This is a genomic window from Leptolyngbya sp. 7M (assembly GCF_018128485.1).
This window is the reverse complement of the sequence record NZ_CP070897.1, coordinates 4,100,622-4,121,869: the sequence shown is the minus strand read 5'-3', so window position 1 is coordinate 4,121,869 and position 21,248 is coordinate 4,100,622. Positions and strand designations below refer to the sequence as shown.

The following is a 21,248-nucleotide window of genomic DNA, read 5'->3' as shown; positions in this document are numbered from 1 at the left end:
AAATAGATAAAGTCAGCCCGCTCGACCCCAAAACGAGACCGGGCATTGGTCTGACCCGCTTGTAGTTGGTTATACGAGGCTATTAGGCAGACGGTTTCACAACCGCAAGTCCGGCTATCCGTTTTCGGTCGGACACGACAACACCGCCGGGCTTCTCGATAGTGATAGCAAAGGCCTTTGGTTGGTTCGTAGCAAGTTTCGCGTCGATAGGTATGATCACCTCGCCTTCCGCATTCACATCGAATACGCCCCCATCCTTCGGGTGGGGTTCAAGCTTACCGTCTTCGAAGATCCACAATTGATATTGCTCTTTGCTCTTGTCATTGACAGGCAGGCCGCGAAGGCGCATATACCCTACCTGCTTATCGTCACTCCAAACGACGTCTCCGGAAATGTTCTCACTTGCTGCGACATTGCCCTTCCCCCACTCAGCCTTTACGAGTGTTGCTTCGCCCGATGCCAGAAGTTGAGCCCGAAGAGCGGCTGGTGTTAACGGTGTTTCAACGGTCGGCGTCGGCTGGGGGCCCGTTACGATCTCGGTTGTTGAGCGGGTTGTATAAAGATTGACTGCTAAAACAGATGGGTCAGGGGGTGATCGAATGTATTGGCAATAATATGGCTAAAGTACAGGCGAGTGTACAATCACCGAATCCAGATCGGACGGCCTACACAGTTGTCTGGCCCCGCCCGGATCTGGCGGATGTGCAAGTTGAAATCACTCCGCCTGGAACTAAACGAGGACAGGGTGAAGAGGGTCGGGCTGGCTTAATCTTCTGGCAGGACGAAAAGAATTACATCATCCTCAACAACTGGCTCAACGACGACTATGAAGGCGCATCCATCTCGTCTTTCTTCGTGATTCGCGGATTTGAGGATCTATACGACGCCGTTTGGACCAACATTGGCAGTCGGATTCACTGGGGTGTTCCCTGTATTTTTCGAGTTGTGTTCGATGGAATTCATTATACTGCCTTTGTGAACGATGAACCCGTTCTGTATCGTGCCCTGACTGATGTTTATCCCAATACATCTCGTTTGGCAATCCATCGAGTCGGAATTGTCGCTAATTGGGAGTGGGGAGACGACACCGGCAGTTGCTTCAGACAATTTATTGCAAAAGGATAATTGACAGCACGATTATAGAAACTATGGTGTGGAGTTTTCATTTAAACTATGTCATCATCCCAATCATCCCAATCTTCAATCAAAAAGCTGGCGATTCGGGGAACCGTCTGGACTGTTCTGAGCTATGGTGCTAGCCAAATTATCCGCTTTGGTAACAATTTGATCCTGACTCGGTTGCTAGTTCCAGAATTGTTTGGTTTGGTGACGTTGGGGCAGGTTTTTATCACAGGCTTGCATCTGTTTTCAGATGTTGGGCTTGGAGTCAGTGTGATTCAAAGTAAGCGAGGCGATGAGCCGGTTTTTCTGAACACGGCATGGACGATTCAAGTAATTCGAGGTGGAGCGATTTGGTTGGGCTGTCTGTTGTTGGCCTATCCTGTAGCGCAAGCCTATAACGAACCACGATTGCTGTGGCTAATTCCGGTGCTTGGCTTAAATACGGTGATTTCTGGATTCAACAGCTCGTCTCTTTTTACGCTCAACCGTCACCTCGCGATCAAACAGCTCGCAATCTATGAATTAACTGGACAGGTAATTGCTTCAGTGGTGATGATTACATGGGCGTGGTTTAGCCCTACGGTTTGGGCCTTAGCGGTTGGGGGCTTAGCCGCATCTATTTTCCAGATTATTTGGAGCTATCGTCTCAATCATTGGAAGCTCAATACTTTTACCTGGAATCGAGTCATTGTCAAAGAAATTCTGACATTTGGCGTGTGGATTTTCCTTTCTACTGCCATGACATTTCTGGCCGAGCAAGCCGACCGCCTGATCCTGGGAAAACTGTTAACGCTAGAACTGCTTGGTATCTATGGGATTGCGCTCACATTTGCCGATATACCCCGCGCTGTCACTATGGCAGTCAGCGGTAAGGTGATCATGCCCGCTGTCGCTAAAATTGCTGATCTGCCCCGGTTTGAAATTCGCGCCAAGTTGTTGAAAGCACGCAGATGGGTATTAATTGGATTGGCGGCCAGTGTAGCAGGTTTGGCGGCCTTTGGGGATCTGATTATCAAGACGTTGTATGATCAGCGCTATGTTCAAGCGGCATGGATGTTACCCATCTTGGCTATCGGTATCTGGCCCCGCTTGTTGTGCAATACAAATGAACCGGCTTTATTTGCCATCGGCAAACCTCAGTATACAGCTGCTGCCAATCTGAGTCGCTTTCTCTGCACTGCCGTCGGAATTTTCATTGGCTATGCGTTGTTTGGTTTACCAGGTGCGGTGGTTGGAGTTGCCCTGAATGATTTGTTCTATTACTTCGTGGTTAATTATGGCCTGTGGCGAGAAGGGCTAGGCGGCGTTCGTCAAGATATACTTTCAACTCTGTTACTGATGGTAATTTTAGCTGCCTTCGTTGCTGTCCGCTATAGCTTGGGGTTTGGCGTATCGATTTGAGATTTTGATGGCAGAGTTTGCGCTTCTGTTCTGACCAATAATGATATACCCCGAAAACTGGGCAGAGGAATAAGATAGAGTCGCTGCTCGCAGAACCAGTAGAACTACGGGGATGACCAGGATATACAGCATAGACACAATGCTGAGCCGATTTTTGCGAACTTGCTCAGCTCGAGTGTGAAGAGTAGGCAGTGTAATCATTCCCTAGGACCACTGGCTTCAGCCCAAACCGCAAATGCTTTTGCCGCGCCAACCAGCGTCTTTCGATTACCGGACGCACCAAGGGCGAGAGCTGAGTCAATAGCCCTCGTAAAACCGACGATTGGCAAAGGCGAGTGGCGAGTTGCTGTTCGCTGGCTTGAAGGCTCTGACAACGACCGAATTCAACCAGATTCGACTTGAATCGTGCCTACGCGCCCACTACAATCAAGACTTGTGGTCCTAATAATTATCGGGAAGTCCAGATTTACCCTCAAGGCGAGAAACCTATGGCATTGATTACGACTGGTAAGCCCTTTATTCGCAGCTTAGAAGCGACGGGCGCATTGGGACTGTACGTGCCCCTCGAAGGTGGGCACGAGGGGCGGTATCAGCGTCGTTTACGAGCGGCTGGCTATGAAATTCTCCACATTACAGCTAGAGGGTTGGGGGATCTGTCAGCTTACCTATTAGGGGTACATGGAGTCCGTCCGCCCCATCTGGGCAAGAAGACGACCGAACGAGAAGGCGCTGTTGGCTATCGCTACTTTTTGCCTCCAGCCGCTACTTATCAATTGGAACAGCTACCGCCCGAAGCAAAAGGGTTAGCAATCTGGATGCTGGAAGGTACAGTTCTGTCACAGCAGGAGCTTCAGTTTTTGGTGAGCTTGCCCCAGCAGGAGCCTCGAATTAAAGTCGTGGTTGAGATGGGCGGCGGACGCGAGTTCAGTTGGAAACCTTTGGCTGACTTCTTGGTGGCTGCCTAAGCGCTGACATCGCTGCTTTGGATTACGCTTCCATCAAATTGCTGTCAAGCAACGCTAACCGCGATACATCCTAGTTTCAGGTTCCATAGTAGGCTAGTCCAAGGCACTCGCCTTTTTCTGTATAACCTTTTAGTATAGTAAGGGTGACTAACTTGTATCGTCCCTTACGATCTTTAAGGGAAGGTTCTTGGTTCAAGCTGATTTGCGGCGCGAGTTTCCAGAATCTTCCTGCTGTGAGGAGCTTAACGCTGGCTTACGCTTTAGCTGGGGCTGACTGTATTGATGTTGCAGCCGATCCAGCCGTAGTTGCCGCTGTTCAGGAGGCATTGAGGGTAGTTGCTGATCTTGCCACCGCTGCTCGATCGCTAGGCTATTGAGTTGAGGGACTGCCTTGGCTGATGGTCAGCCTGAATGATGGGGAAGATCCCCATTTTCGCAAAGCGCAATTAGAACCAGCCCTTTGCCCTCCGAGTTGCCCTCGTCCGTGTGAGCAGGTCTGCCCAGTTCAAGCCATTGTGTTTGAGCGGCCCTTAGATGGATTTTCAGGAGTTGTGGATAGTGTCTGTTATGGTTGTGGGCGCTGTTTAACCATTTGTCCGATTGATCAAATTACTGCCCGCTCTTATGTGTTCACACCTACAGCAGTTGCTCCCTTGGTGCTGGCCGGAGTCGATGCAGTTGAAATTCACACCCAGGTAGGCCGACTGGCTGATTTTAGTCGCCTATGGCAGGCCATTGCCCCCTATGTACCGCAATTAAAGCTAGTTGCGATTAGCTGTCCCGATGACGACGGCTTGATTGACTATCTCTGGTCACTTCATGACCTGATCGCCCCCCTGCCCTGTGCCTTGATCTGGCAGACCGACGGCAGACCGATGAGTGGAGATATTGGCGAAGGTGCAACCAAAGCAGCGGTAAAGCTAGGCCGCAAAGTGCTAGCAGCGAAACTACCAGGGTTTGTTCAGCTTGCCGGCGGCACCAATCGCCAGACTGTATCGAAGTTGCAGGCGCTTGGGCTAACGAAACAGACCGCCGAGCAATCATCCTACATTGCTGGAGTCGCCTATGGCAGCTATGCGCGTTCGCTGCTTGCGCCGGTTCTAGAGGCGCTGGAACACCGCAGCACAGCTAATTTAGAACCAGACGCTGGCATCCCGCTCCGGCTGGAAAACTATCCAGATCTACTGTGGCAGGCCATTGATTATGCTCATCGGTTTGTATCTGAGCTAAAACAATTGCAACCCCAACGGTCCCCTGCGCCGATTTCGACAAGTTCTACAACGATTCCTTCCACAACCCTATCGAGGAGATTCCCATGCAGCTAAGCATCAAACCTCTGGCTATCGACCCTTTCAGTAGTCAGCCTTCCCATTTTTTGAATCAGATTCAAGCCAGCTCTACCCATTAGCTTTATTGACAAACCGTTTTACAGCCTTTGTACTCTCGAACTATCCATGATATTCAGCGGCAACAATCTTCCTGAACAGCCCAACCATCAGCCTTCCAATCCACCTTCTCCACCACGCTCGCTTGCCCAAGACTCCGAAACCTTCCAGATTACCGACGACCTACCCCAACTCCTAGATATCCTTCCTGGCCCGATTCGCCAGGTATTGCAACACCATCCCCAACGGGACAAATTGGTGGAGGTGGTGCTCGATTTAGGTCGTCGGCCTGAAGCCCGCTTCCCCAACGCAGCCGAGTATTTATCAGACCAGCCTGTCACCAGAGCCGATTTCCGACCTTCCCCGACCGCGACACAACCGGAGAATTGTCATTCTTCAAACCAAAGGACTCAGCATAGACTTTAGTTCCAGTGGCATGGGTAACAGCACCCGCATTGGAGGTGCCGCCCAACTGGTCTAGCATATGGCCCAGGTAAACCCCCGCATTCGAGAGTTTATCCCAGTTCAATCTACCGTCGGGTCCTTGGCTAACAAAGCGGGCAGCGCCATAGTGGGATGGGCTAGTGCCATCTGGGTGGATGAAAATAACGTGATTACCTGTGGTCATAAAACCTCGAAAAGGAAACTTTGTGAATCAGTGTTCTGCTCAGGAATCGAATCGGTTGATGAATTGACGCAGAAAACCTTCCAACTACGAAAATGCAGTTGGAGGCACAAACGCGATTAACCAAACTTGGAAAATCCTTAAAGCAGGTTCCTGCTAATTACGCTAAATGAAACGTTTTCAGAACTCCTTACTCCAGATCTGATTGCTACAAATAATCGTCAAGATGCACCGCCGCCATCTAGAATTTCACAGCAACGTTAAGAATTTGCAAAGGGAACTTGCTCACATCGGTTAAGAAATCGATGAAAGCCAAAATACATAAATTGGTTATATTTAATAGATATTCAGTTAAACATCTAGTTAAGCGATGTTTAACTAGATGTTCTATTCACTTTTTACTATTGAGTCAAGAGAGTTAATTCAATTGGTTGCAACCTCCTGTTTGGTCGGTGATGCTGAAGCAGCCTTGACTCAGGGCGGAGGGGATTTGCTCGTACGCCTTCGGCGGAGCGAAGCTCTATGGGTCTGGAGCGGTTGAATCAACCGTTAAGCAGATTGATCGTCGTTTGCAAATTTCTGGAGCGAGGTGGAAGCGGGAGCATGTTCCCAAAGTATTGGCTCATCGTTGTGCTTATCTCAAGCAACAGTTGTAACTGATTATTCTCTCAAGAAGGTGACACGCACCCTCCTGCTTGTTCGTCAATCCTTCCACCATTCCTCCGAAGAGCGACCCGAAGATCAACCCGTTGGCACTCATTAGTTACTAAACAATTCAACACGTTGTGGGATAGGCGATCGCCATTTTTCCTAGGCAAGTATGCTGTTTTTTTCTCCTGACTCCTGACTATGCCACAAACAATCGCTGCAAATCGGTCATACTCCGCGCTACTGGCGATGGAGAGAGTTGCTCGTGGAATAGAGTTTCGTAGAAAAAGCAGGAGACTCCGGCAAAATTGCGGCGGCGGACTTCTTGCAACTGCTGCTCTACAAGGCCAGTACTGACTGATCTAGTTCTCAAACCCGTGAGGATCCCAACGGCGGTTGGAATATGATTTTGGGCATCCATAACCTCGGCTTTGCTGATTTCGCTAATAAAGCTGGTCATGTTATCGCGATACACTTGCAGCACCAGTTCCTCGATTAAGCCCTGCCGTTCCCAGCTCCGCCAGTCTAGGGCATAGTTAGCTTTGGAAAACACCAGCGGATTGGGTGACAGGGAGATCCGACAGTCAGATTTGGATTTAACGGCGCTATAAATCTGCGTTAACAGATGCGTCATCTTGTCAGCCAACCATCTTAGCCGCTGTGAATTAGACATATCCTGAGGCATGACCCTACCCGTTTCTGTTTTGTACAATTCCTGCGTAAATGAGTCGTAGCCTAGCTCCACCGGGAAACAAAAATGATCATCCAACTGCACTCCATCAACCGCATAGCGAGCCGCCACATCGGCAATTAAATCAACCATGAATTGCTGCACTTCTACTCGGCAAGGATTGAGCCAGACGTGAACATCGGGCTGCCCGGTTATATGGTTAATCCGAATCGGTTCGCCACGTTGATCCAGCGTCAGCAGGTGTGCTTGTCGATGGTGCAGCGGTGAGTTAGCCGGAATGGCTAAGCCGTACTCAAACCAGGGAACAACTCGCAATCCACAGGTTTTGGCAGCGTCCACCAGTTCAGCCAGCATATCGCGGTTGGCAAAATGAGGATCGGGAGAGACACAAGCACCCGTAAATGACTCCGCAACCGTACTAGGATAGAGCGTAAATCCTCGTTGCCATACAACCGGATAAATCGTCGTGAATCCCAGTGCCTTTAATTGCTGCAGGCCAGCTTCAATACTGTGACGAGACCAGAGGACATCACTATCAACATTCGTCAACCATGCACCACGCAGTTCCTGTAACTGTACTTGAACATGAGGCAGAAAAAAATAGCCAAACCTGCCCACTGGGTCGATGGGTTGCTTCAGCTTGACAAAACCATGCTGCCCAACCCGGAAGGCATATTCAATTCCCAATGGGCTGCCAGCACTGACACTAGCTTTATAATAATTTCACAATTTAATCCAGGGAGAGTGCTATGGCAACAGGAAAACGGGTTGATCCCTATCGCAATCATCGGTTTCTGGTAGAAATTGATGGAATTGTGCAGGCGGGTTTTTCAGAGTGCAGTGGGTTTGGTTCCAGCATTGAAGTGGTGGAATATCGAGAAGGAGGTGACCCGACCACAGTACGCAAACTGCCGGGTAAAGTCAGCTATCCCGATATCATGCTGAAATGGGGCGTAACGGATTCGCGAGAACTGTACGACTGGCATCTCGCTGCCGTCAATGGACAAATTCAGCGTAAAAATGGTTCTATCATTTTGCTCGATGACTTGGGACAGGAAAAAGTGCGCTGGAATTTTTTCAACGCTTGGCCCAGCAAGTATGATGCCCCTGATTTGAGTGCTAAAGGGAATGATGTGTCCATTGATAGTCTCACGGTGAGCTGTGAGCGGATCGAGCGAGTGTAAGCCATGATCAACGTCATGATCCAAACCGAGTACGAATTCACCTTACCCACGGGCTATATCGATGCGACCGGCACCTTACATCGAGAAGGCACAATGCGGTTGGCTACCACCGCCGATGAAATCCTGCCGTTAAAAGATCCGCGCGTGCAGTCTAATTCTGCCTATTTAATTGTGATTTTGCTGTCGCGTGTGATTGTGCGTCTGGGAACGGTAGAAGCAATCAACCCCAAAGTCATTGAAGGATTGTTTGCCTCGGATCTGGCCTATCTACAAGACCTCTACAATCGCATCAACGGCAATGGTGTGCGCTCATTACCCGTCACCTGTCCCCACTGTCAACAAAGCTTTGCCGTGGAGCTGGATCTGGCGGGGGAATTTTAGGCTACCCCCTTGATCATCTGCATGAGGAGGTAGCCTATCTCGGTTATCACTTGCATTGGAGCTATGAATCGATTTTGCAGATGGAACATCAGGAACGCCGCCGCTGGGTTGAAGAGATCGCCAAAATCAATCAGCGATTGAGCACTCAAATAAGCTAAACAGCACTGAAGTTAAAACTATTCATGGAATCCCCAATTGCCTCATCCGCTGCCCCATCCGCAGACTCCCCCACTCAGGAGCCACCTCCAACTGCTTTGGTCAGACGATTACAGCGCCGATTGCATAGCTCACCTGGGGTAATTCGTACTGACTTGCCCCATTCTCACTATCCTGCTACCCAAGCCACCTTATCTCGCTTGATGCGGCGATTGGAATTACCCGAACAGATGCAGTCACGCTACAGCTCTGGACTGTTGCCTACTGGTTTACCGACTAGTGCTGCCCGGTTTCAGCGGCAACGCACAGAATCCGCTGATGATCTAGTAATGAGGTATGCGATTCGAGAGACAGATCCGGAAATTGGCAGCCAAGCGAATAGCAAGCATTATCGTTTGCGATCCTTAGCAGAAAACCAAATAGAAAATTCAGGAAGAAATCAGGAAGGAAATCAGGAAAGAAACCTTGTAGGGAACAAAAGCATACAGGCAAAAGGTATAAAAACAAACGGCATAGAAACAAACGACATAGAAACAGTAGCACCTCAAGACAATCAAGCCAATGCAATTTTGTCTACTGCTCCTGTCACTCCGCAAAAGCTGAATTATGCTTCTACAGATTCTCGTCAGATCGGGCAAAGTGACCACTCAGAGATTCAAACGATTCGATTGACGGCTGCTTCTGATAATACTGCTCGTCCAATTAAAAGCGATATTAGAGATAATGTTAGCAGTGATGTTGGAGATAGGATTCAGCGATCGGTTGATGTTGATGCTGAGATTCAAACGCCTGCTCGATCTTCGTTGCCTCCACTCTCATACACTCAAGTCTCTCCAGCGCCATTTTCGCCTACCCAATCCTTATCATCGGTATCAGGTACACCGCTTAGAGTATCACGTTTCAGTTCAATGGAATCAGCAAGTCTACCGAATGTCATGCTCTCGCCTGCATCAGTAATTTCGTCTAAATCTGCGAGAACTGATTTAGCTCATCCTCAATCCAATTCTAGTTCAATTTCAGAGTCTAATTCTATTCCTGATTCGAGGCATTCCTCAACAGATTCTAGTTTTGATCCTATCACCGCTGTAGCTCCTATTAAAACGGCGAACACTCCTCTGTTGCGAATCAATCATCGGGCTACGCTGGAGGCCGCCAAGATACAGCGACAAGCAATTTATCCTTCCCTGCCACCGCAGTCTGTTCCTTCACAAGCGGTTCCTTCACAAATTATTGATTCACAAACGATTCCTTCGCAAACAGTTCATTCGGTGCCCACTGCGATGCAATGGCTTCAAACTCAGCCGCAAGCAACTGCCGCATTGAACACCAAATAACATACTCAGCCGTTCCCAAGCAATCAGGCGCTGGTAGGCATGGTCACTCCGCTGCTGTTGATACTGCACGAATGCGATGCCCAGACACAGCATGGTAATAGAGGCAAAACCACTGAAGACCAGGGGATGCACCATCGGCAGATAGAAGAGTGCAATCGGGATAGAGATAATTAGCAGCACGACTAGCCCCCAAGCAATGGAAAAGGCCGTGTTGGCTCCCCAGCGATTGGCGACAGTAACCACGCCTTGACTGCGATCACCTTCTGCATCGTGCACATCCCAGATCAGCTCTTTAGCTAAGGTATAGCAGAACAGGAATCCAGTCGGATACAGCATGGCAAAGGGTTGACCAACCACTAAACTGCCTAGAAAGATCAAGGCGGATACAATTGCAGCGACAACCAAATTACCGAGGATACCGTTAACAAGCAGAATATGGGAGTAGTTCCATAGCAGGGCGATACTCACAAGCACGAGCAGGAGCGGATAAATCCCTAGCGGAATAGCAGCTAACACCGCCAGCCCAAACAGACCAACCGCCAGCCACCAAGCCTGTGGCAACGATAGGTTACCCGATGGCAGTGGGCGTTCCGGGTGATCGATGCGGTCTTTTTCCACGTCCCAATAATCATTGATCACACAGGCGGCAGAAAACATTAAACCCAGCACCGCAGCCGTCAGCAAATAATCATACAGCGGCAGGGTTTTATCAAGGGCGTAAACCGTAGCCCAACCTGCCATACCGGCTACAATCGCCACGGGTAAGCGCAACAGATGTAGCAATGCCTGCATCGAATCAATGCCATCTAGTTTCGCTAGCATAGAACGCACCTATAGAAACTCAAAGTAATTTAGAAACCGCCACCTGCATTCGCTCTAATGCTTCATAGATATTCTCTAACGAGTTTGCGTAGGAAATTCTCAGGTATCCATCGCCATATTTACCAAAAGCTGTACCTGCTAGCACCGAGACGCCCACCTCTTCCAGCAAATAATCGGCCAGGGCATTACAATTGAGCGGCAACTGCTGGACATTGGGGAAGGCATAGAAAGCACCTGCCGGTTTGAAGCAATGTATACCGGGAATTGCGTTTAAACCCGCCACGACCACATCCCGCCGCCGCTGGAATTCGGCCACCATTTGATCGACAAAGTCCTGAGCTTCTCTCAACGCCGCAATGCCCGCGATTTGGGTAAAGGCGCAGGTGCAGGAGTTGGAATTGATCATCAATCGCACAATCGCCTCAACCAACGGTTTGGGCAGAATGCCGTAGCCGAGTCGCCAGCCAGTCATGGCATAGGTCTTGGAATGACCATCGAGCAGAATTGTGCGGTCCTTCATGCCCGGAAACTGAATCGGACTGTGGTGGTTACCCTCATAGAGAATGCGCGAGTAAATTTCATCAGACAAAATATAGAAATCGTGGCGCTCGGCCAGTTCGGCAATTGCAGCCAGATCTTCTGCCGCTAACAAACCGCCGGTCGGATTTTGGGGCGAATTGAGAATCAGCAAGCGGGTCCGGTCCGATACGGCTTGGCACAAATCATCGAGGTGAAACCGAAAGCCCACATCTTCCCGCAGCGGCAGCGGCACGCCTTTGGCTCCCACAAACCGAATCACCGATTCATAAATTGGAAAACCCGGATCGGGATAGATCACTTCATCGCCAGCATTCACCAGGGCCATCAGCGTGAAGAAAATAATTGGTTTGGCTCCAGGGGTCACCACCACGTCACTCGGATCAACGACAACTCCACGGCTGAGGGTAATGTATTCAGCGATCGCTTCCCGCAGTTCCGGCAATCCCGCGGCTGGAGTGTAACCCGTGTAGCCATCCTTCATGGCCCGAAAGGCAGCTTCACAGATGGGAAAGGGCGTCGGAAAGTCGGGCTGGCCGATTTCGAGGTGAATAATCGAACGGCCCTGCGCCTCTAGCTGTTTTGCCTTAGCAAATACATCAAAGGCAGATTCGGTTCCTAAGCGACTCATTCGTTCGGCAAGTTCCATCGGCAACACCTCATGGATAATTTACGAATAAACTTCAGGATTGACGCAGTGGGGCAACCGGTTGCCCTGGAGCCCGGCAACTAGATTTTCGATGGCCATCGTCGCCATTTTGGTGCGCGTCTGGCGGCTGGCACTGGCAATGTGGGGCGTGATGATCAGGTTTTCTAGTGTCAACAAAGGACTATCGGACGGAATCGGCTCTGGCTCGGTAACATCAATCGCCGCCGCCGCAATCTTGCCCTCGCTAAGAGCACGATATAGGGCAATCGGATCGACAATCGAGCCTCTGGCCGTGTTGATTAAAACTGCATCACGGGGACTCACCAGTTTCAGCAGCGACTTGTCGGTCAGATCGGGGTCAGGTGGATTAGAGCGGGTAGCTACAATTGGCAAGCCATGCGCCATCATCGCCAACAGAGAACCACTTTTGAGGGTAATGCCCGCATGAAATGGTAAAACGCCCAGATCGGCAGCCCTGAGGTACACAGAAACCTGGTCTGAATATCCCGTCATTTGCACAACTTCAGTCAGACCCAGTTCCGCCACTAGCGCCTTTAGTTGCTCCCAATAGCGGTCGGCCTGTGCTCCTGGCAACGCTAAGCTTTCGACGCCTCCGATCAGCAATAGTCGGGCTTGAGGATAGGCGGCCACAACTTGCTGAAAGGCGGGTAATAAAGTTTCCAAGCCCTTAACCGGATGCAAAAAGCTGAAAAAGGCAATAATCGCCACTTCACCGAACCAGCCATAAGCTTGCTGCACCATCTGACGTGCGGTGCTGCGATCTAGCAGTGCGGTTTCCACGTTTGCAGCAATTGGAATTCGGTGAGTGACGGACTTCAAGTGAGGCAAGCGTTGATAGATAATCTGCTCGGCTTGCTGATTTGTCGTAATAATCGCATCGCTGTAGGTGAGCAGAAAACCATCTTCCCGATCCCACCAGCCGCGCCGTTGCCCCCAGGTTTTGAGCCATTCCAGCAACGGGGACGGTAAATAGGCCGGACGCCACTCCCACCAGCCATACTCGTGCACAGTGGTCACAATTGGCAGACGCCAGCCCCGGAGCCGCAGCAGCAGCGGCAGTAAAAAAATGGCTCGATCAAAGCCGTAGGTGCCAGCTGCATGTTGAATATGCAAACAGTCAACCTTTGACTCTATAATCGCCTGCGCCAGTGCCAGCAGCTCAGACAGGTGCCAGCAATTCACTGCGCCCTGTACCGTCGGATCGGTTAGTTGATTTGCAGCCTCACGGGTTGTGAGAATCAGCGATTCTATGCCTCGTGCAGATAATACCTGACGTAAATGAGCAGTGTAATGAGCGACACCACAGTGCTGTGATTGATAGGTACCAGCAACAAAGGCAACACGAACCATAATAAAAGGATTCAATCATTTAAGAAATAGCGCACCGATGCTCGATTCTCAGTGCGCTACCTGGATAGATGACTTATTTCATCCGCTTTTCTTTGGCTTTCTCTTCGTTGAATGCCTGCAAGCGAGCAAAGACATTGTAGGCATCGGGGCCAGGATCATCCATAGAATCCACACCTTCTAGCGGACCGTCGATCTCACGCCAAGCGTCCAGTCCACCCTTCAGTTCAGCAACTCGGCGGAAACCCGCTTCCCGCAGCATCCGGACTGCCTGTGAGGTGTCTTCGGCACTAGCACCATACACATAGATATCCCGATCTTTTTGTAGACTGAACTCCGCACCGCCAGGTAGCCGATCCATCGGCATGTTCATTGCACCGCGAATCCGGCACTGGTTGTAAACATCGTGGTCACGGACATCGATAATCGACAGGCCCGGCTCGCCCCAGAGCAACCGCGACTTCAGCTCATGCACACTGGCTTCAGGATGAAATCCAGGAGGAGTTGGGGTTACATTAGGCAGTTTATCTTTGGCATTTACAATGGCATCTTGGACGTTCGACATAATTATTGTCCTCCATACTTGCACTTCAACTATAGGGAAGCAACCAACCTTTAATCCTCACCCTCAAGAACGAGACAATGATCTGCCTTAACTCAGAAATCAATCAATACCGGAGAAATGATTCGTCATGACAACGACATGTATTGGAGATCAACAGGTTGCAAAAGTTCCAATCCGGCAGTAATTACTGTCTCAGGAGGGATGTCTAAACATTGCAATTGATAAAGACATTGAAACTGGTAGCAAGGACTACAAACTGTTGAACGTCGCAATACACGATTTGGGCTATAGCGAGGTTTCCACTGCGATTCCAATTCAGTGCCAGCAAATAAAATTACGCTAGGTGTGCCAGTAGCATCGGCAATGTGCATGGTAGAGGTGTTGTTGGTTAATACGATTCGGGCATGGGCTACCAAAGCTACAAGTTCGGCTAAACTAGTAGCACCAACCAGATCCAGCGCATCATTGCCCAGTCTGGCCAGCAGCGATGGGACCTGCAAACGGTCTTTTTCCACGCCAGTCACAACCACAGGCCAGCCAGTTTGCCGACTCAGCTCACGGGCCGCTAGCGCAAATCGCTCGATATCATAGTTGCGAGATTGGCAGCTTGTCCAAGGGTTCAGCAACAAGTAGGGTGGAAATTGGGCGCTAGAGGCTATCTCCTCTAAAGGTGAAGAATCTACAGCATTCACAAATTGATTGTGAAATGCAGCAGGGTCAATTCAGCCGTAGCTGTGGGGTAATGCTGCTGGAGTTGAGCAACCTGAGTATCAAGGTCGAAGGCTTCAACATTGGTTAGGTTCCAATCAGATTGGGATTGCTCTAACTGTTCCGCCTGATGCAGAATCTCAACCAAGCGATGCAGCAACCGCTGATATTGGGGGGCGATACCGAGTTGCTGGTCCTTAGTGGCTGTCAGGTGCTGAATTGATGTCCAGCCTAATTGTTGAAGAGCCTGACGAATGTAAGTAATACTCAGCCGCTCTAGTGCCGCTAATACCTGCGGATATACAATTACGTCGGGCTGAAGCAACCATTCTGACAACTGTGGCAGCAGATAATCATAAAGGTCGGTCGGGGTGGGTAAGTTTGGTAAAGGTTGCGCCTGCCAGTTGATTTGATACAGCCAATCCTGCCAGCGATCAGCAGTTGGAAGACTGATTGATTTTTGCGCTGGGCGGAGATGTAATCCTGCAATTGTAGCGATGAGTTCACCGTCAGTATCCGTAATCTGTAGATCGACTGTTATTTGTTTTATAGACTGTTCTGTTACGTTGTCTGGAATATCCAGCCTCACATGGGTCCAAACCGTGCGTTCTGGCCGTTTGTAGAGCGTTAACTGATCACAGCCAATGGGTAAGTAGAGAGAGTGGGAATCTACATTAGGCAGAGCAGCACCAATGACCTGAAAGGCGGCATCGAGTAGAACCGGATGACACTGATAGGGGGATGGGTCTAACTGAGCAGCAAGCCGAATCTGCCCTCGTGCCTGTCGGTCGCCGCGCCAGAGTTGCTGAATCGCCTGAAATAGCTCGCCATATTCAATTCCATAAGTTTGTAGGGTCTGGTAGTAATTGGCCAGGTCAATGGGTTGGGGACACTCTAACTGTGACATTTCACTAGCAAATGATTCAGCCTGACTGATGGAACCCGTAGCGTGCAGTTGCCAATTAGCGTCACCTCGTTGACTCAACACCTCGAACTGATAAACACCATCCGGCTGAGGACTAAGTACAACCTGAATGACCAACTCTGCTTCTGTCAGCGTGATGGGCTGCTGAATCGACAAATTCACTAGTTTCAAGCAATCGGACTGTAGAACCTGTTTCCCCGCCGCCAATGCCATCTCAATATAACCCGATGCCGGGAGAATGGATGCACCCAATACGCGATGCTGCGCCAGAAATAATGGTTCGGTTTGGCTGAGACGATGGGAAAAGTAAATTTCTGGTGAACGAGATAGATGCAGTTTTTGTCCAAGCAGGGGATGAATTCCTAAATGACTAGTCGGTCGATTCACAAATGAATTTTTATGCTCCTCAATATCCACCCAGTAACACTGTCGCTGAAATGGATAGGTGGGTAGCAGTAGTGGCTGTAGACGCTTAGGATTAACTACTTGAGAATTCTCGTGAGACGAGCTTGTAAATTTGAGTTGGTAAGCTTTTTCCTGCCTCAATCCTCCATAAATAGGGAGGTTTGCACCGCTTGCTATAACAGTTCCCAACTGTTCAATCGCTTCTGCGGTAGAGCTGGCTGTTACAGTCAGTTGTTCGGCAAACAGCGATCGTCCAGTCTTGACCTGGTAACATATTTCTGCGAAATCAAGAGTGGGATTTTGCCGCAAATACTCATAGTATCGATGGGTGAGTGCTTGCAGGGCAGCAGGCGTTTTGGCAGAGAGGGTCAGGCTGTAAGGAGGCTGATCCAGCCAGGGCCAAGAAACTACATCAGGATTGCTAGTCTCCACTGCCGAGAGCACCACATGGGCATTGGTACCGCTAAAGCCAAAGGAACTTACACCCGCAATTGGAGAAACATCCGAGGGCCAGGAAGTTGGCACAGTCGGCACCTGTAGCGGTAATCGTTCCCAGGGCACATGAGGGTTAGGCTGCTGAAAATGCAGATGGGGCGGAATTTCTCGATAATGCAGAGATAACGCCACTTTGATCAATCCCGCAATGCCAGCCGCCGCTTCCAGGTGCCCCAGATTGGTTTTCACCGAACCGATCAACAGCGGTTTATTCGCTCGATTGCTATCCGATGGCTTGAATACTTCCCCCAACGCCAACAATTCGATTGGATCGCCCAAGGCCGTGCCGGTGCCATGCGCCTCAATATAACCGACTTCTGAAGCTGCAATACCAGCATTAGCGAGCGCCTGCCGAATCACCGCCTGCTGAGCCGGACCATTGGGAACCGTCAAACCACTGCTGCGTCCGTCCTGATTCACCGCAGAACCGCGAATCAAGGCCCAAATCCGATCGCCCGCTGCCAGAGCATCCGAGAGCCGCTTCACCACCACCACGCCACACCCCTCTCCTGTAGCATTCACGACAACATTTCCCTTCAGCACCAAGGTTTCGCCGGTTTCAGCATCCTGTACCTGCACGCCGGTAATCTGCCCTGCGGTTTTGCTGAAGCCGATCACGGGAGCATAATTGAGGGCAAGGCCGCCCAGATCTAGCAGTGTTCGCAGCAGGGTGATGGCTAAGCGCGCATCATCAAATTGACCATCGTGGTAGAGTATGCCACCGCGCAGACCGTCCTGCTTGAGGGTTGGCAACTGTTTCAGAGTGGCTTCGGCATTGAGCCAGCGACTGGGGCCGAGGCTGAGCCGTCCGGCCAGAAAATCATACAGCTTCAAGCCAGCCCCATAGAAGAGCTGCGACCACCAGGTATATGCCGGCACCACAAAGGTTAAGTCTTTGACGAGATGGGGGGCATTCCGCCGTAGCACTCCTCGTTCGTACAGCGCTTCCTGCACTAGCGGCAGGTTGCCCTGAGCCAGATAGCGTACACCCCCATGCACTAGCTTCGTAGAACGGCTAGAAGTGCCCTTGGCAAAATCAAATTTTTCCAATAGTAAGGTTCTATAACCGCGACTGGCAGCTTCCACCGCAGTTCCCAATCCAGTCGCACCACCGCCAATCACGATGATGTCCCACGAGCTAGGCTGCCGCAGTTTGTTCAGGAGGGTGGGTCGAGTGAGAGACGTCATATCCAATCCGGTTGATGAGCCACAATTTCTGAAGCGGCAGTACTCCTTGTTAATTATGGTTAATTATGGTCATTTAGTTGGTTGGATTTGATGTCATGCCTGATTGCGCCCTATTTCAGCCAGAGCAACGATTGGAGATGCAAAAAAAGGTGCAGAGAGACTTCTCCACACCCATTCAACTTCAGCTAACTCAAATTTGAGACATCAGACTCAGGAGGCAAATCGTCCTGCGGTTGATGCTAGGAGGAAGGCCGCATAGGTGAGAATGTAGCCCACCGTAAAGTGGGTTAGCCCCACTAGCCAGCCTTGAACGATGGACAGCGCTACCGGTTTATCTTTCCAGCGCACTAAATTAGCGAGCGGCGTGCGTTCATGCGCCCATACCAGCGTTTCAATTAGCTCTTGCCAATAGCCCCGCCAAGCAATCAGGAACATGAAACCCGTGGCCCAAACCAAGTGACCAAACAAGAACATCCAGTCCCAAACCGCCAAGTTGTTCATCCCAAACGGGTTGTAACCATTGATCACCGGAGCGGAGTAGAGCCAGAGATAATCTCGCAGCCAGCCCATCAGGTAGGTAGATCCTTCGTTAAACTGAGCTATGTTGCCTTGCCAAATCCCCAGGTGCTTCCAGTGCCAGTAGAAGGTGACCCAAGCAATGGTGTTGAGCATCCAGAAAGTAGCAAGGAAGAAGGACTGTTCCCAGGCAGCGGTTTGGCAGGTGCCGCCCCGTCCAGGACCATCGCAAGGAAAGGTGAAGCCAAAGTCCTTTTTGTCAGGAAACAGCTTGCTGCCACGAGCATCGAGGGCACCTTTGACGCAAATTAACGTAGTCGTGTGCAGTCCTAGCGCAATTGCGTGGTGCACCAAAAAGTCTCCCGGTCCAATGGTGAGGAATAGGGAATTGGTACCGCTGTTGATCGCATCCAGCCAGCCCGGTAGCCAGACGTTGCCGTGGTTGGGCCAAGCGGTCGAGGCAATGCTGTCCGGATTTGAGAGCAAGGTATCAAAACCATAGAGCAGCTTACCGTGGGCTGCCTGAATAAACTGGGCAAACACTGGCTCGATCAGGATTTGTTTTTCTGGTGTGCCAAAGGCATTCACTACGTCATTGTGGACATAGAGACCCAGCGTGTGGAATCCCAAAAACAGCGATACCCAGCTCAAGTGGGAAATAATAGCCTCTTTGTGCTTGATCACCCGATCCAACACGTTGCCCTGATTTTGCACCGGGTCGTAGTCGCGAACCCAGAAAATGGCACCATGAGCAAAGGCTCCCACCATCAAAAAGCCAGCAATGTACTGGTGATGGGTATAGAGAGCAGCCTGAGTCGTGAAGTCCTGCCCCATGAACACATAGGGTGGCATCGAGTACATATGCTGTGCCACCAAGGAGGTCGCTACACCCAGAGCAGCTAGGTGAATGCCTAACTGAAAATGCAGCGAGTTGTTGTAGGTGTCGTAGAGGCCATGATGCGGCAAATTAAACTGGCCTTCGCTTCTGCCGCCAAACAGTCCGGCTTTGGAGTCAAGCATCTCGCGGATGTTGTGACCAATGCCGAAGTTGGTGCGGTACATGTGCCCAGCAATGATAAAGATAATTGCCAGGGCTAAATGATGGTGGGCCATATCCGTTAGCCAGAGGGACTGAGAGAGCATTACGACCAGCTCTTTGACCAGATTAGCGCTGCACTCGATTTTGACTGTGATCTGACAATTGAGCTGATTTCTCACCGCTTTACGCCCGGTTCCAAGCAGGTGCTGCAATCCTGGTATCCCAATAGCCAACTCGACCTCGATGAACAGGGCCGCGTAATCAAGCGCAATAAGTTTGGTGGCATCAAGTATGTCTATGACGGCAACACGATGAAGACACTGAAGCGCTACTTTGAGCAGCAGATCGCTCGCCGCTTGCCCAACGCTAAGATTCTGTACTGGACCTAGGTTTATACAACGCTGCTTGATTGGTATAACCGCGCGGGTGCTTCGTTGGCTTGTTCGAGCTGGCGCAGCGAGTTGAGCGACAGAAAGCCAAATCCGACTTTCGAGGCAATATCAAGCAGGGTGTAGCCCATGGTTTCATAGCCCTGACTGAGGATGTTGAAGCCAGTGCTGGCTAGAATCCATACCACCGGATACAGTGTCCACAGCACTACATGAACCGTCAGCAATTTCTTGAATACCCGTCTGGAGCGGGGATGTTTTTGTTCGGCTTCGACTCGGTAGGGCTGCACCAGCAGATACAGGGTTGCCAGAAAAGCGCCGCAGCTCACAATATACCAAATGTAATTCATCGGTTTGGGCGTGATGGCAGCAACAAAGCCGGTTGCCATCATGTAGGCGTTTGCCCCAATCAAGCTGCCGGTGATCGGTAGACTCGTGCGTCCTAGAAAGCCCAGATCTAGCAGCAACAGCGGCGTCGAGAAAAACCAAGTGAGATAGCGGACCCAAAAGGTGGGCCGGTCGTAAATCACGCGGAAGCCTAATCCTAGCGCCATTGCCAAATAAAGCCCTGCGGCGATCAAGCAAATAAAGAAGTTGAGGATGTATAAAATTCGCCACGTTCGCTCTTAGCATTATGAGCACCAAAACCGAAAATCAGCTGCCTAGAGCCATACTAGCCACACCAATCCAAAGCCAAATTTGCACCATACTGAGTTACCTAAAAATATCTGCTTGGCGTTCGACCGGAAATCACCTACATATAGCCGAAATCTTCTATAGGGTGCTTATCTTTAGACAAGGAAATTACAGCCCTACAATCTCACTCTCATGAAAATTCGCCGTAATGCTCTATTCTCTCTCAGCGCATTTCTACAAGTTTGCTTCTAGTCATCAATCCGCCAGGAATAGGTAAATTATCTGTAGATCAGGTTCAGGCTCAATCAGCACCTCGTCCTTATGTCATTCTTGTTAACGGCAATGCAGATTGTTGCGTTTGGTCTGAAACTGACAGTTTGCAGATGAGCGAGCTTTGGAATATACCTAATGCTGAATTTAGAATGACTGCCTGGGATCACTTTCAACATGGAGGAAGACAAAGACGGAATATTAATATTGGCGTTGTAGGAAGCTATTCCGCATCTAACGACAGAGATTTTATCAATCAAGCTTCTGACTTTATTAATAACTACAGCGTTCACACATAGGTTGTGAATAAGGGGGGTGGGAGCAAAGTCCCCACGCAGGGGTGAAACCCCTGCACCCCGTTCAGAAATCAAAAAGGATTGCTGTAACTTGACCAGAATCGCTCATGGGGTGACAGCGAAGCTAGAAGGTAGAGCAAATCAAGCTCATGGCATGTAGACCTCGTCGGAAGAAAGCACGTTTCTGCGGCTTGAGTTGCATTAACTGTTCTGCCCACTCTGACCAAACATCCATCGCCTCAATCCACAACTGCCCATACAACCCAATCCAAAAACAACTGTGACGCTGCTGAGGTCGATGAAGTTCTTTGACTCGTGCAACATACCGCCCCACCTGCTTGCGCCGCATCTTGACGCCTCGTTCAATCGTGGTTGTGTAAGCCATCGCTTACGCCTACGGCGGGGCGAAGCCCTACAGCACTAACAATGCCGAAAGTCGTTGAGCACTGGCATGACATGCCTCAAGGTCATACCCTCCCGATTTGAAGTCTCGAAACATCGGCTCAATGGAAAACCGTTTGCCGTACAATGCCAAGGCGGTCTCCAAG

The 21,248-nt window shown here is 50.3% G+C and carries 22 protein-coding genes and 2 pseudogenes; 11 read left to right on the top strand and 13 right to left on the bottom strand.

Annotated elements, in window-relative coordinates:
• Nucleotides 1-82: 82 nt before the first annotated feature.
• Complete coding sequence (locus tag JVX88_RS21035; protein ID WP_225931661.1) at nucleotides 83-535, bottom strand: anti-sigma factor; 453 nt, start codon at nucleotides 533-535, stop codon at nucleotides 83-85.
• Between the two features lie 80 nt (nucleotides 536-615).
• Between JVX88_RS21035 and JVX88_RS21030 the strand changes: the two genes are divergently transcribed.
• From JVX88_RS21030 to JVX88_RS21015, 4 genes are all read left to right on the top strand, one after another.
• On the top strand, nucleotides 616-1,125 hold the full coding sequence (locus JVX88_RS21030) for a hypothetical protein (protein WP_211620071.1): 510 nt from the start codon (nucleotides 616-618) through the stop codon (nucleotides 1,123-1,125).
• A 48-nt stretch (nucleotides 1,126-1,173) separates the two neighbouring features.
• The gene (locus JVX88_RS21025; protein ID WP_211620070.1) at nucleotides 1,174-2,523 is read left to right on the top strand and encodes an oligosaccharide flippase family protein; all 1,350 of its coding nucleotides are present in this window, start codon (nucleotides 1,174-1,176) and stop codon (nucleotides 2,521-2,523) included.
• Nucleotides 2,524-3,011: 488 nt separating this feature from the next.
• Entirely contained in the window at nucleotides 3,012-3,488 is a 477-nt protein-coding gene (gene ndhN / locus JVX88_RS21020; RefSeq protein ID WP_211620069.1) for an NAD(P)H-quinone oxidoreductase subunit N, read from the top strand.
• A gap of 398 nt (nucleotides 3,489-3,886) precedes the next feature.
• Complete coding sequence (locus JVX88_RS21015) at nucleotides 3,887-4,813, top strand: LdpA C-terminal domain-containing domain (protein WP_263975194.1); 927 nt, start codon at nucleotides 3,887-3,889, stop codon at nucleotides 4,811-4,813.
• Between the two features lie 397 nt (nucleotides 4,814-5,210).
• Here the strand turns inward: JVX88_RS21015 and JVX88_RS21010 are convergent, their stop codons facing one another.
• Entirely contained in the window at nucleotides 5,211-5,501 is a 291-nt protein-coding gene (locus JVX88_RS21010) for a hypothetical protein (RefSeq protein ID WP_263975698.1), read from the bottom strand.
• Between the two features lie 479 nt (nucleotides 5,502-5,980).
• Here JVX88_RS21010 and JVX88_RS21005 point away from each other — a divergent pair.
• Nucleotides 5,981-6,154, top strand: a pseudogene (locus tag JVX88_RS21005) (ISKra4 family transposase); the annotation flags it as partial.
• A gap of 191 nt (nucleotides 6,155-6,345) precedes the next feature.
• Here the strand turns inward: JVX88_RS21005 and JVX88_RS21000 are convergent.
• Entirely contained in the window at nucleotides 6,346-7,524 is a 1,179-nt protein-coding gene (locus JVX88_RS21000; protein WP_225931132.1) for a glycoside hydrolase family 10 protein, read from the bottom strand.
• Nucleotides 7,525-7,586: 62 nt separating this feature from the next.
• Between JVX88_RS21000 and JVX88_RS20995 the strand changes: the two genes are divergently transcribed.
• The 4 genes from JVX88_RS20995 to JVX88_RS20985 all read left to right on the top strand — a co-directional run bounded on the left by JVX88_RS20995 (nucleotide 7,587) and on the right by JVX88_RS20985 (nucleotide 9,892).
• Nucleotides 7,587-8,021 (top strand): phage tail protein, encoded by a 435-nt coding sequence (locus tag JVX88_RS20995; RefSeq protein ID WP_036005403.1) that lies wholly within the window; start codon nucleotides 7,587-7,589, stop codon nucleotides 8,019-8,021.
• Between the two features lie 3 nt (nucleotides 8,022-8,024).
• Nucleotides 8,025-8,402, top strand: a complete 378-nt coding sequence (locus tag JVX88_RS20990) for a phage tail assembly protein (protein WP_263975193.1) — start codon at nucleotides 8,025-8,027, stop codon at nucleotides 8,400-8,402.
• Nucleotides 8,333-8,560: a DUF6760 family protein gene (locus JVX88_RS42110; protein WP_315875352.1), complete on the top strand. Its 228-nt coding sequence runs from the start codon at nucleotides 8,333-8,335 to the stop codon at nucleotides 8,558-8,560. The genes JVX88_RS20990 and JVX88_RS42110 overlap by 70 nt, the downstream gene beginning before the upstream one ends.
• Before the next feature lie 210 nt (nucleotides 8,561-8,770).
• Nucleotides 8,771-9,892: a hypothetical protein gene (locus JVX88_RS20985; RefSeq protein WP_211620068.1), complete on the top strand. Its 1,122-nt coding sequence runs from the start codon at nucleotides 8,771-8,773 to the stop codon at nucleotides 9,890-9,892.
• Here the strand turns inward: JVX88_RS20985 and JVX88_RS20980 are convergent.
• From JVX88_RS20980 to psaB, 7 genes and pseudogenes are all read right to left on the bottom strand, one after another.
• A complete protein-coding gene (locus JVX88_RS20980) occupies nucleotides 9,794-10,714 on the bottom strand; it encodes a geranylgeranylglycerol-phosphate geranylgeranyltransferase (RefSeq protein WP_211620067.1) in 921 nt (306 codons plus the stop codon). The two genes, JVX88_RS20985 and JVX88_RS20980, sit on opposite strands and share 99 nt — an antisense overlap.
• Nucleotides 10,715-10,733: 19 nt before the next feature.
• Nucleotides 10,734-11,900 carry a pyridoxal phosphate-dependent aminotransferase gene (locus JVX88_RS20975; protein WP_211620066.1) on the bottom strand — a complete coding sequence of 389 codons (1,167 nt, stop codon included), beginning with the start codon at nucleotides 11,898-11,900 and terminating at the stop codon, nucleotides 10,734-10,736.
• A 21-nt stretch (nucleotides 11,901-11,921) separates the two neighbouring features.
• Nucleotides 11,922-13,271 (bottom strand): NAD(P)-dependent oxidoreductase, encoded by a 1,350-nt coding sequence (locus tag JVX88_RS20970; protein ID WP_211620065.1) that lies wholly within the window; start codon nucleotides 13,269-13,271, stop codon nucleotides 11,922-11,924.
• 73 nt (nucleotides 13,272-13,344) lie between these two features.
• Nucleotides 13,345-13,833 (bottom strand): rhodanese-like domain-containing protein, encoded by a 489-nt coding sequence (locus JVX88_RS20965; RefSeq protein WP_211620064.1) that lies wholly within the window; start codon nucleotides 13,831-13,833, stop codon nucleotides 13,345-13,347.
• A gap of 125 nt (nucleotides 13,834-13,958) precedes the next feature.
• A complete protein-coding gene (locus tag JVX88_RS20960) occupies nucleotides 13,959-14,525 on the bottom strand; it encodes a glycosyltransferase family 9 protein (protein WP_211620063.1) in 567 nt (188 codons plus the stop codon).
• Nucleotides 14,522-17,554, bottom strand: coding sequence for an FAD-dependent oxidoreductase (locus tag JVX88_RS42105; RefSeq protein WP_211620062.1), 3,033 nt, complete (start codon nucleotides 17,552-17,554; stop codon nucleotides 14,522-14,524). The genes JVX88_RS20960 and JVX88_RS42105 overlap by 4 nt, the downstream gene beginning before the upstream one ends.
• 210 nt (nucleotides 17,555-17,764) lie before the next feature.
• Nucleotides 17,765-19,207: pseudogene (psaB, locus tag JVX88_RS20950) on the bottom strand (photosystem I core protein PsaB); the annotation flags it as partial.
• Here psaB and JVX88_RS44265 point away from each other — a divergent pair.
• Nucleotides 19,202-19,498, top strand: a complete 297-nt coding sequence (locus JVX88_RS44265) for a spore photoproduct lyase family protein (RefSeq protein WP_410503796.1) — start codon at nucleotides 19,202-19,204, stop codon at nucleotides 19,496-19,498. The pseudogene psaB and the gene JVX88_RS44265 sit on opposite strands and share 6 nt — an antisense overlap.
• Before the next feature lie 2 nt (nucleotides 19,499-19,500).
• Here JVX88_RS44265 and JVX88_RS20940 read toward each other — a convergent pair whose 3' ends face one another.
• Nucleotides 19,501-20,109 carry a microbial rhodopsin family protein gene (locus JVX88_RS20940; RefSeq protein WP_317134664.1) on the bottom strand — a complete coding sequence of 203 codons (609 nt, stop codon included), beginning with the start codon at nucleotides 20,107-20,109 and terminating at the stop codon, nucleotides 19,501-19,503.
• A gap of 267 nt (nucleotides 20,110-20,376) precedes the next feature.
• Between JVX88_RS20940 and JVX88_RS20935 the strand changes: the two genes are divergently transcribed.
• On the top strand, nucleotides 20,377-20,703 hold the full coding sequence (locus tag JVX88_RS20935; protein WP_211620060.1) for a hypothetical protein: 327 nt from the start codon (nucleotides 20,377-20,379) through the stop codon (nucleotides 20,701-20,703).
• A 121-nt stretch (nucleotides 20,704-20,824) separates the two neighbouring features.
• Here JVX88_RS20935 and JVX88_RS20930 read toward each other — a convergent pair whose 3' ends face one another.
• Both JVX88_RS20930 and JVX88_RS40870 read right to left on the bottom strand, forming a co-directional pair.
• On the bottom strand, nucleotides 20,825-21,085 hold the full coding sequence (locus JVX88_RS20930) for a hypothetical protein (protein ID WP_211620059.1): 261 nt from the start codon (nucleotides 21,083-21,085) through the stop codon (nucleotides 20,825-20,827).
• Nucleotides 21,086-21,112: 27 nt separating this feature from the next.
• Nucleotides 21,113-21,235 (bottom strand): hypothetical protein, encoded by a 123-nt coding sequence (locus JVX88_RS40870; RefSeq protein WP_263975192.1) that lies wholly within the window; start codon nucleotides 21,233-21,235, stop codon nucleotides 21,113-21,115.
• Between the last annotated feature and the right edge of the window lie 13 nt (nucleotides 21,236-21,248).

What these genes read in the sequence shown, in the direction of transcription:
- JVX88_RS21030 (WP_211620071.1), top strand. Translation starts at nt 616, where the DNA reads ATGGCTAAAGTACAGGCGAGTGTACAATCACCGAATCCAGATCGGACG.
- JVX88_RS21025 (WP_211620070.1), top strand. Translation starts at nt 1,174, where the DNA reads ATGTCATCATCCCAATCATCCCAATCTTCAATCAAAAAGCTGGCGATT.
- ndhN (WP_211620069.1), top strand. Translation starts at nt 3,012, where the DNA reads ATGGCATTGATTACGACTGGTAAGCCCTTTATTCGCAGCTTAGAAGCG.
- JVX88_RS21015 (WP_263975194.1), top strand. Translation starts at nt 3,887, where the DNA reads ATGGTCAGCCTGAATGATGGGGAAGATCCCCATTTTCGCAAAGCGCAA.
- JVX88_RS21010 (WP_263975698.1), bottom strand. Translation starts at nt 5,501, where the DNA reads ATGACCACAGGTAATCACGTTATTTTCATCCACCCAGATGGCACTAGC.
- JVX88_RS20995 (WP_036005403.1), top strand. Translation starts at nt 7,587, where the DNA reads ATGGCAACAGGAAAACGGGTTGATCCCTATCGCAATCATCGGTTTCTG.
- JVX88_RS20990 (WP_263975193.1), top strand. Translation starts at nt 8,025, where the DNA reads ATGATCAACGTCATGATCCAAACCGAGTACGAATTCACCTTACCCACG.
- JVX88_RS20980 (WP_211620067.1), bottom strand. Translation starts at nt 10,714, where the DNA reads ATGCTAGCGAAACTAGATGGCATTGATTCGATGCAGGCATTGCTACAT.
- JVX88_RS20975 (WP_211620066.1), bottom strand. Translation starts at nt 11,900, where the DNA reads ATGGAACTTGCCGAACGAATGAGTCGCTTAGGAACCGAATCTGCCTTT.
- JVX88_RS20970 (WP_211620065.1), bottom strand. Translation starts at nt 13,271, where the DNA reads ATGGTTCGTGTTGCCTTTGTTGCTGGTACCTATCAATCACAGCACTGT.
- JVX88_RS20965 (WP_211620064.1), bottom strand. Translation starts at nt 13,833, where the DNA reads ATGTCGAACGTCCAAGATGCCATTGTAAATGCCAAAGATAAACTGCCT.
- JVX88_RS42105 (WP_211620062.1), bottom strand. Translation starts at nt 17,554, where the DNA reads ATGACGTCTCTCACTCGACCCACCCTCCTGAACAAACTGCGGCAGCCT.
- JVX88_RS20930 (WP_211620059.1), bottom strand. Translation starts at nt 21,085, where the DNA reads ATGGCTTACACAACCACGATTGAACGAGGCGTCAAGATGCGGCGCAAG.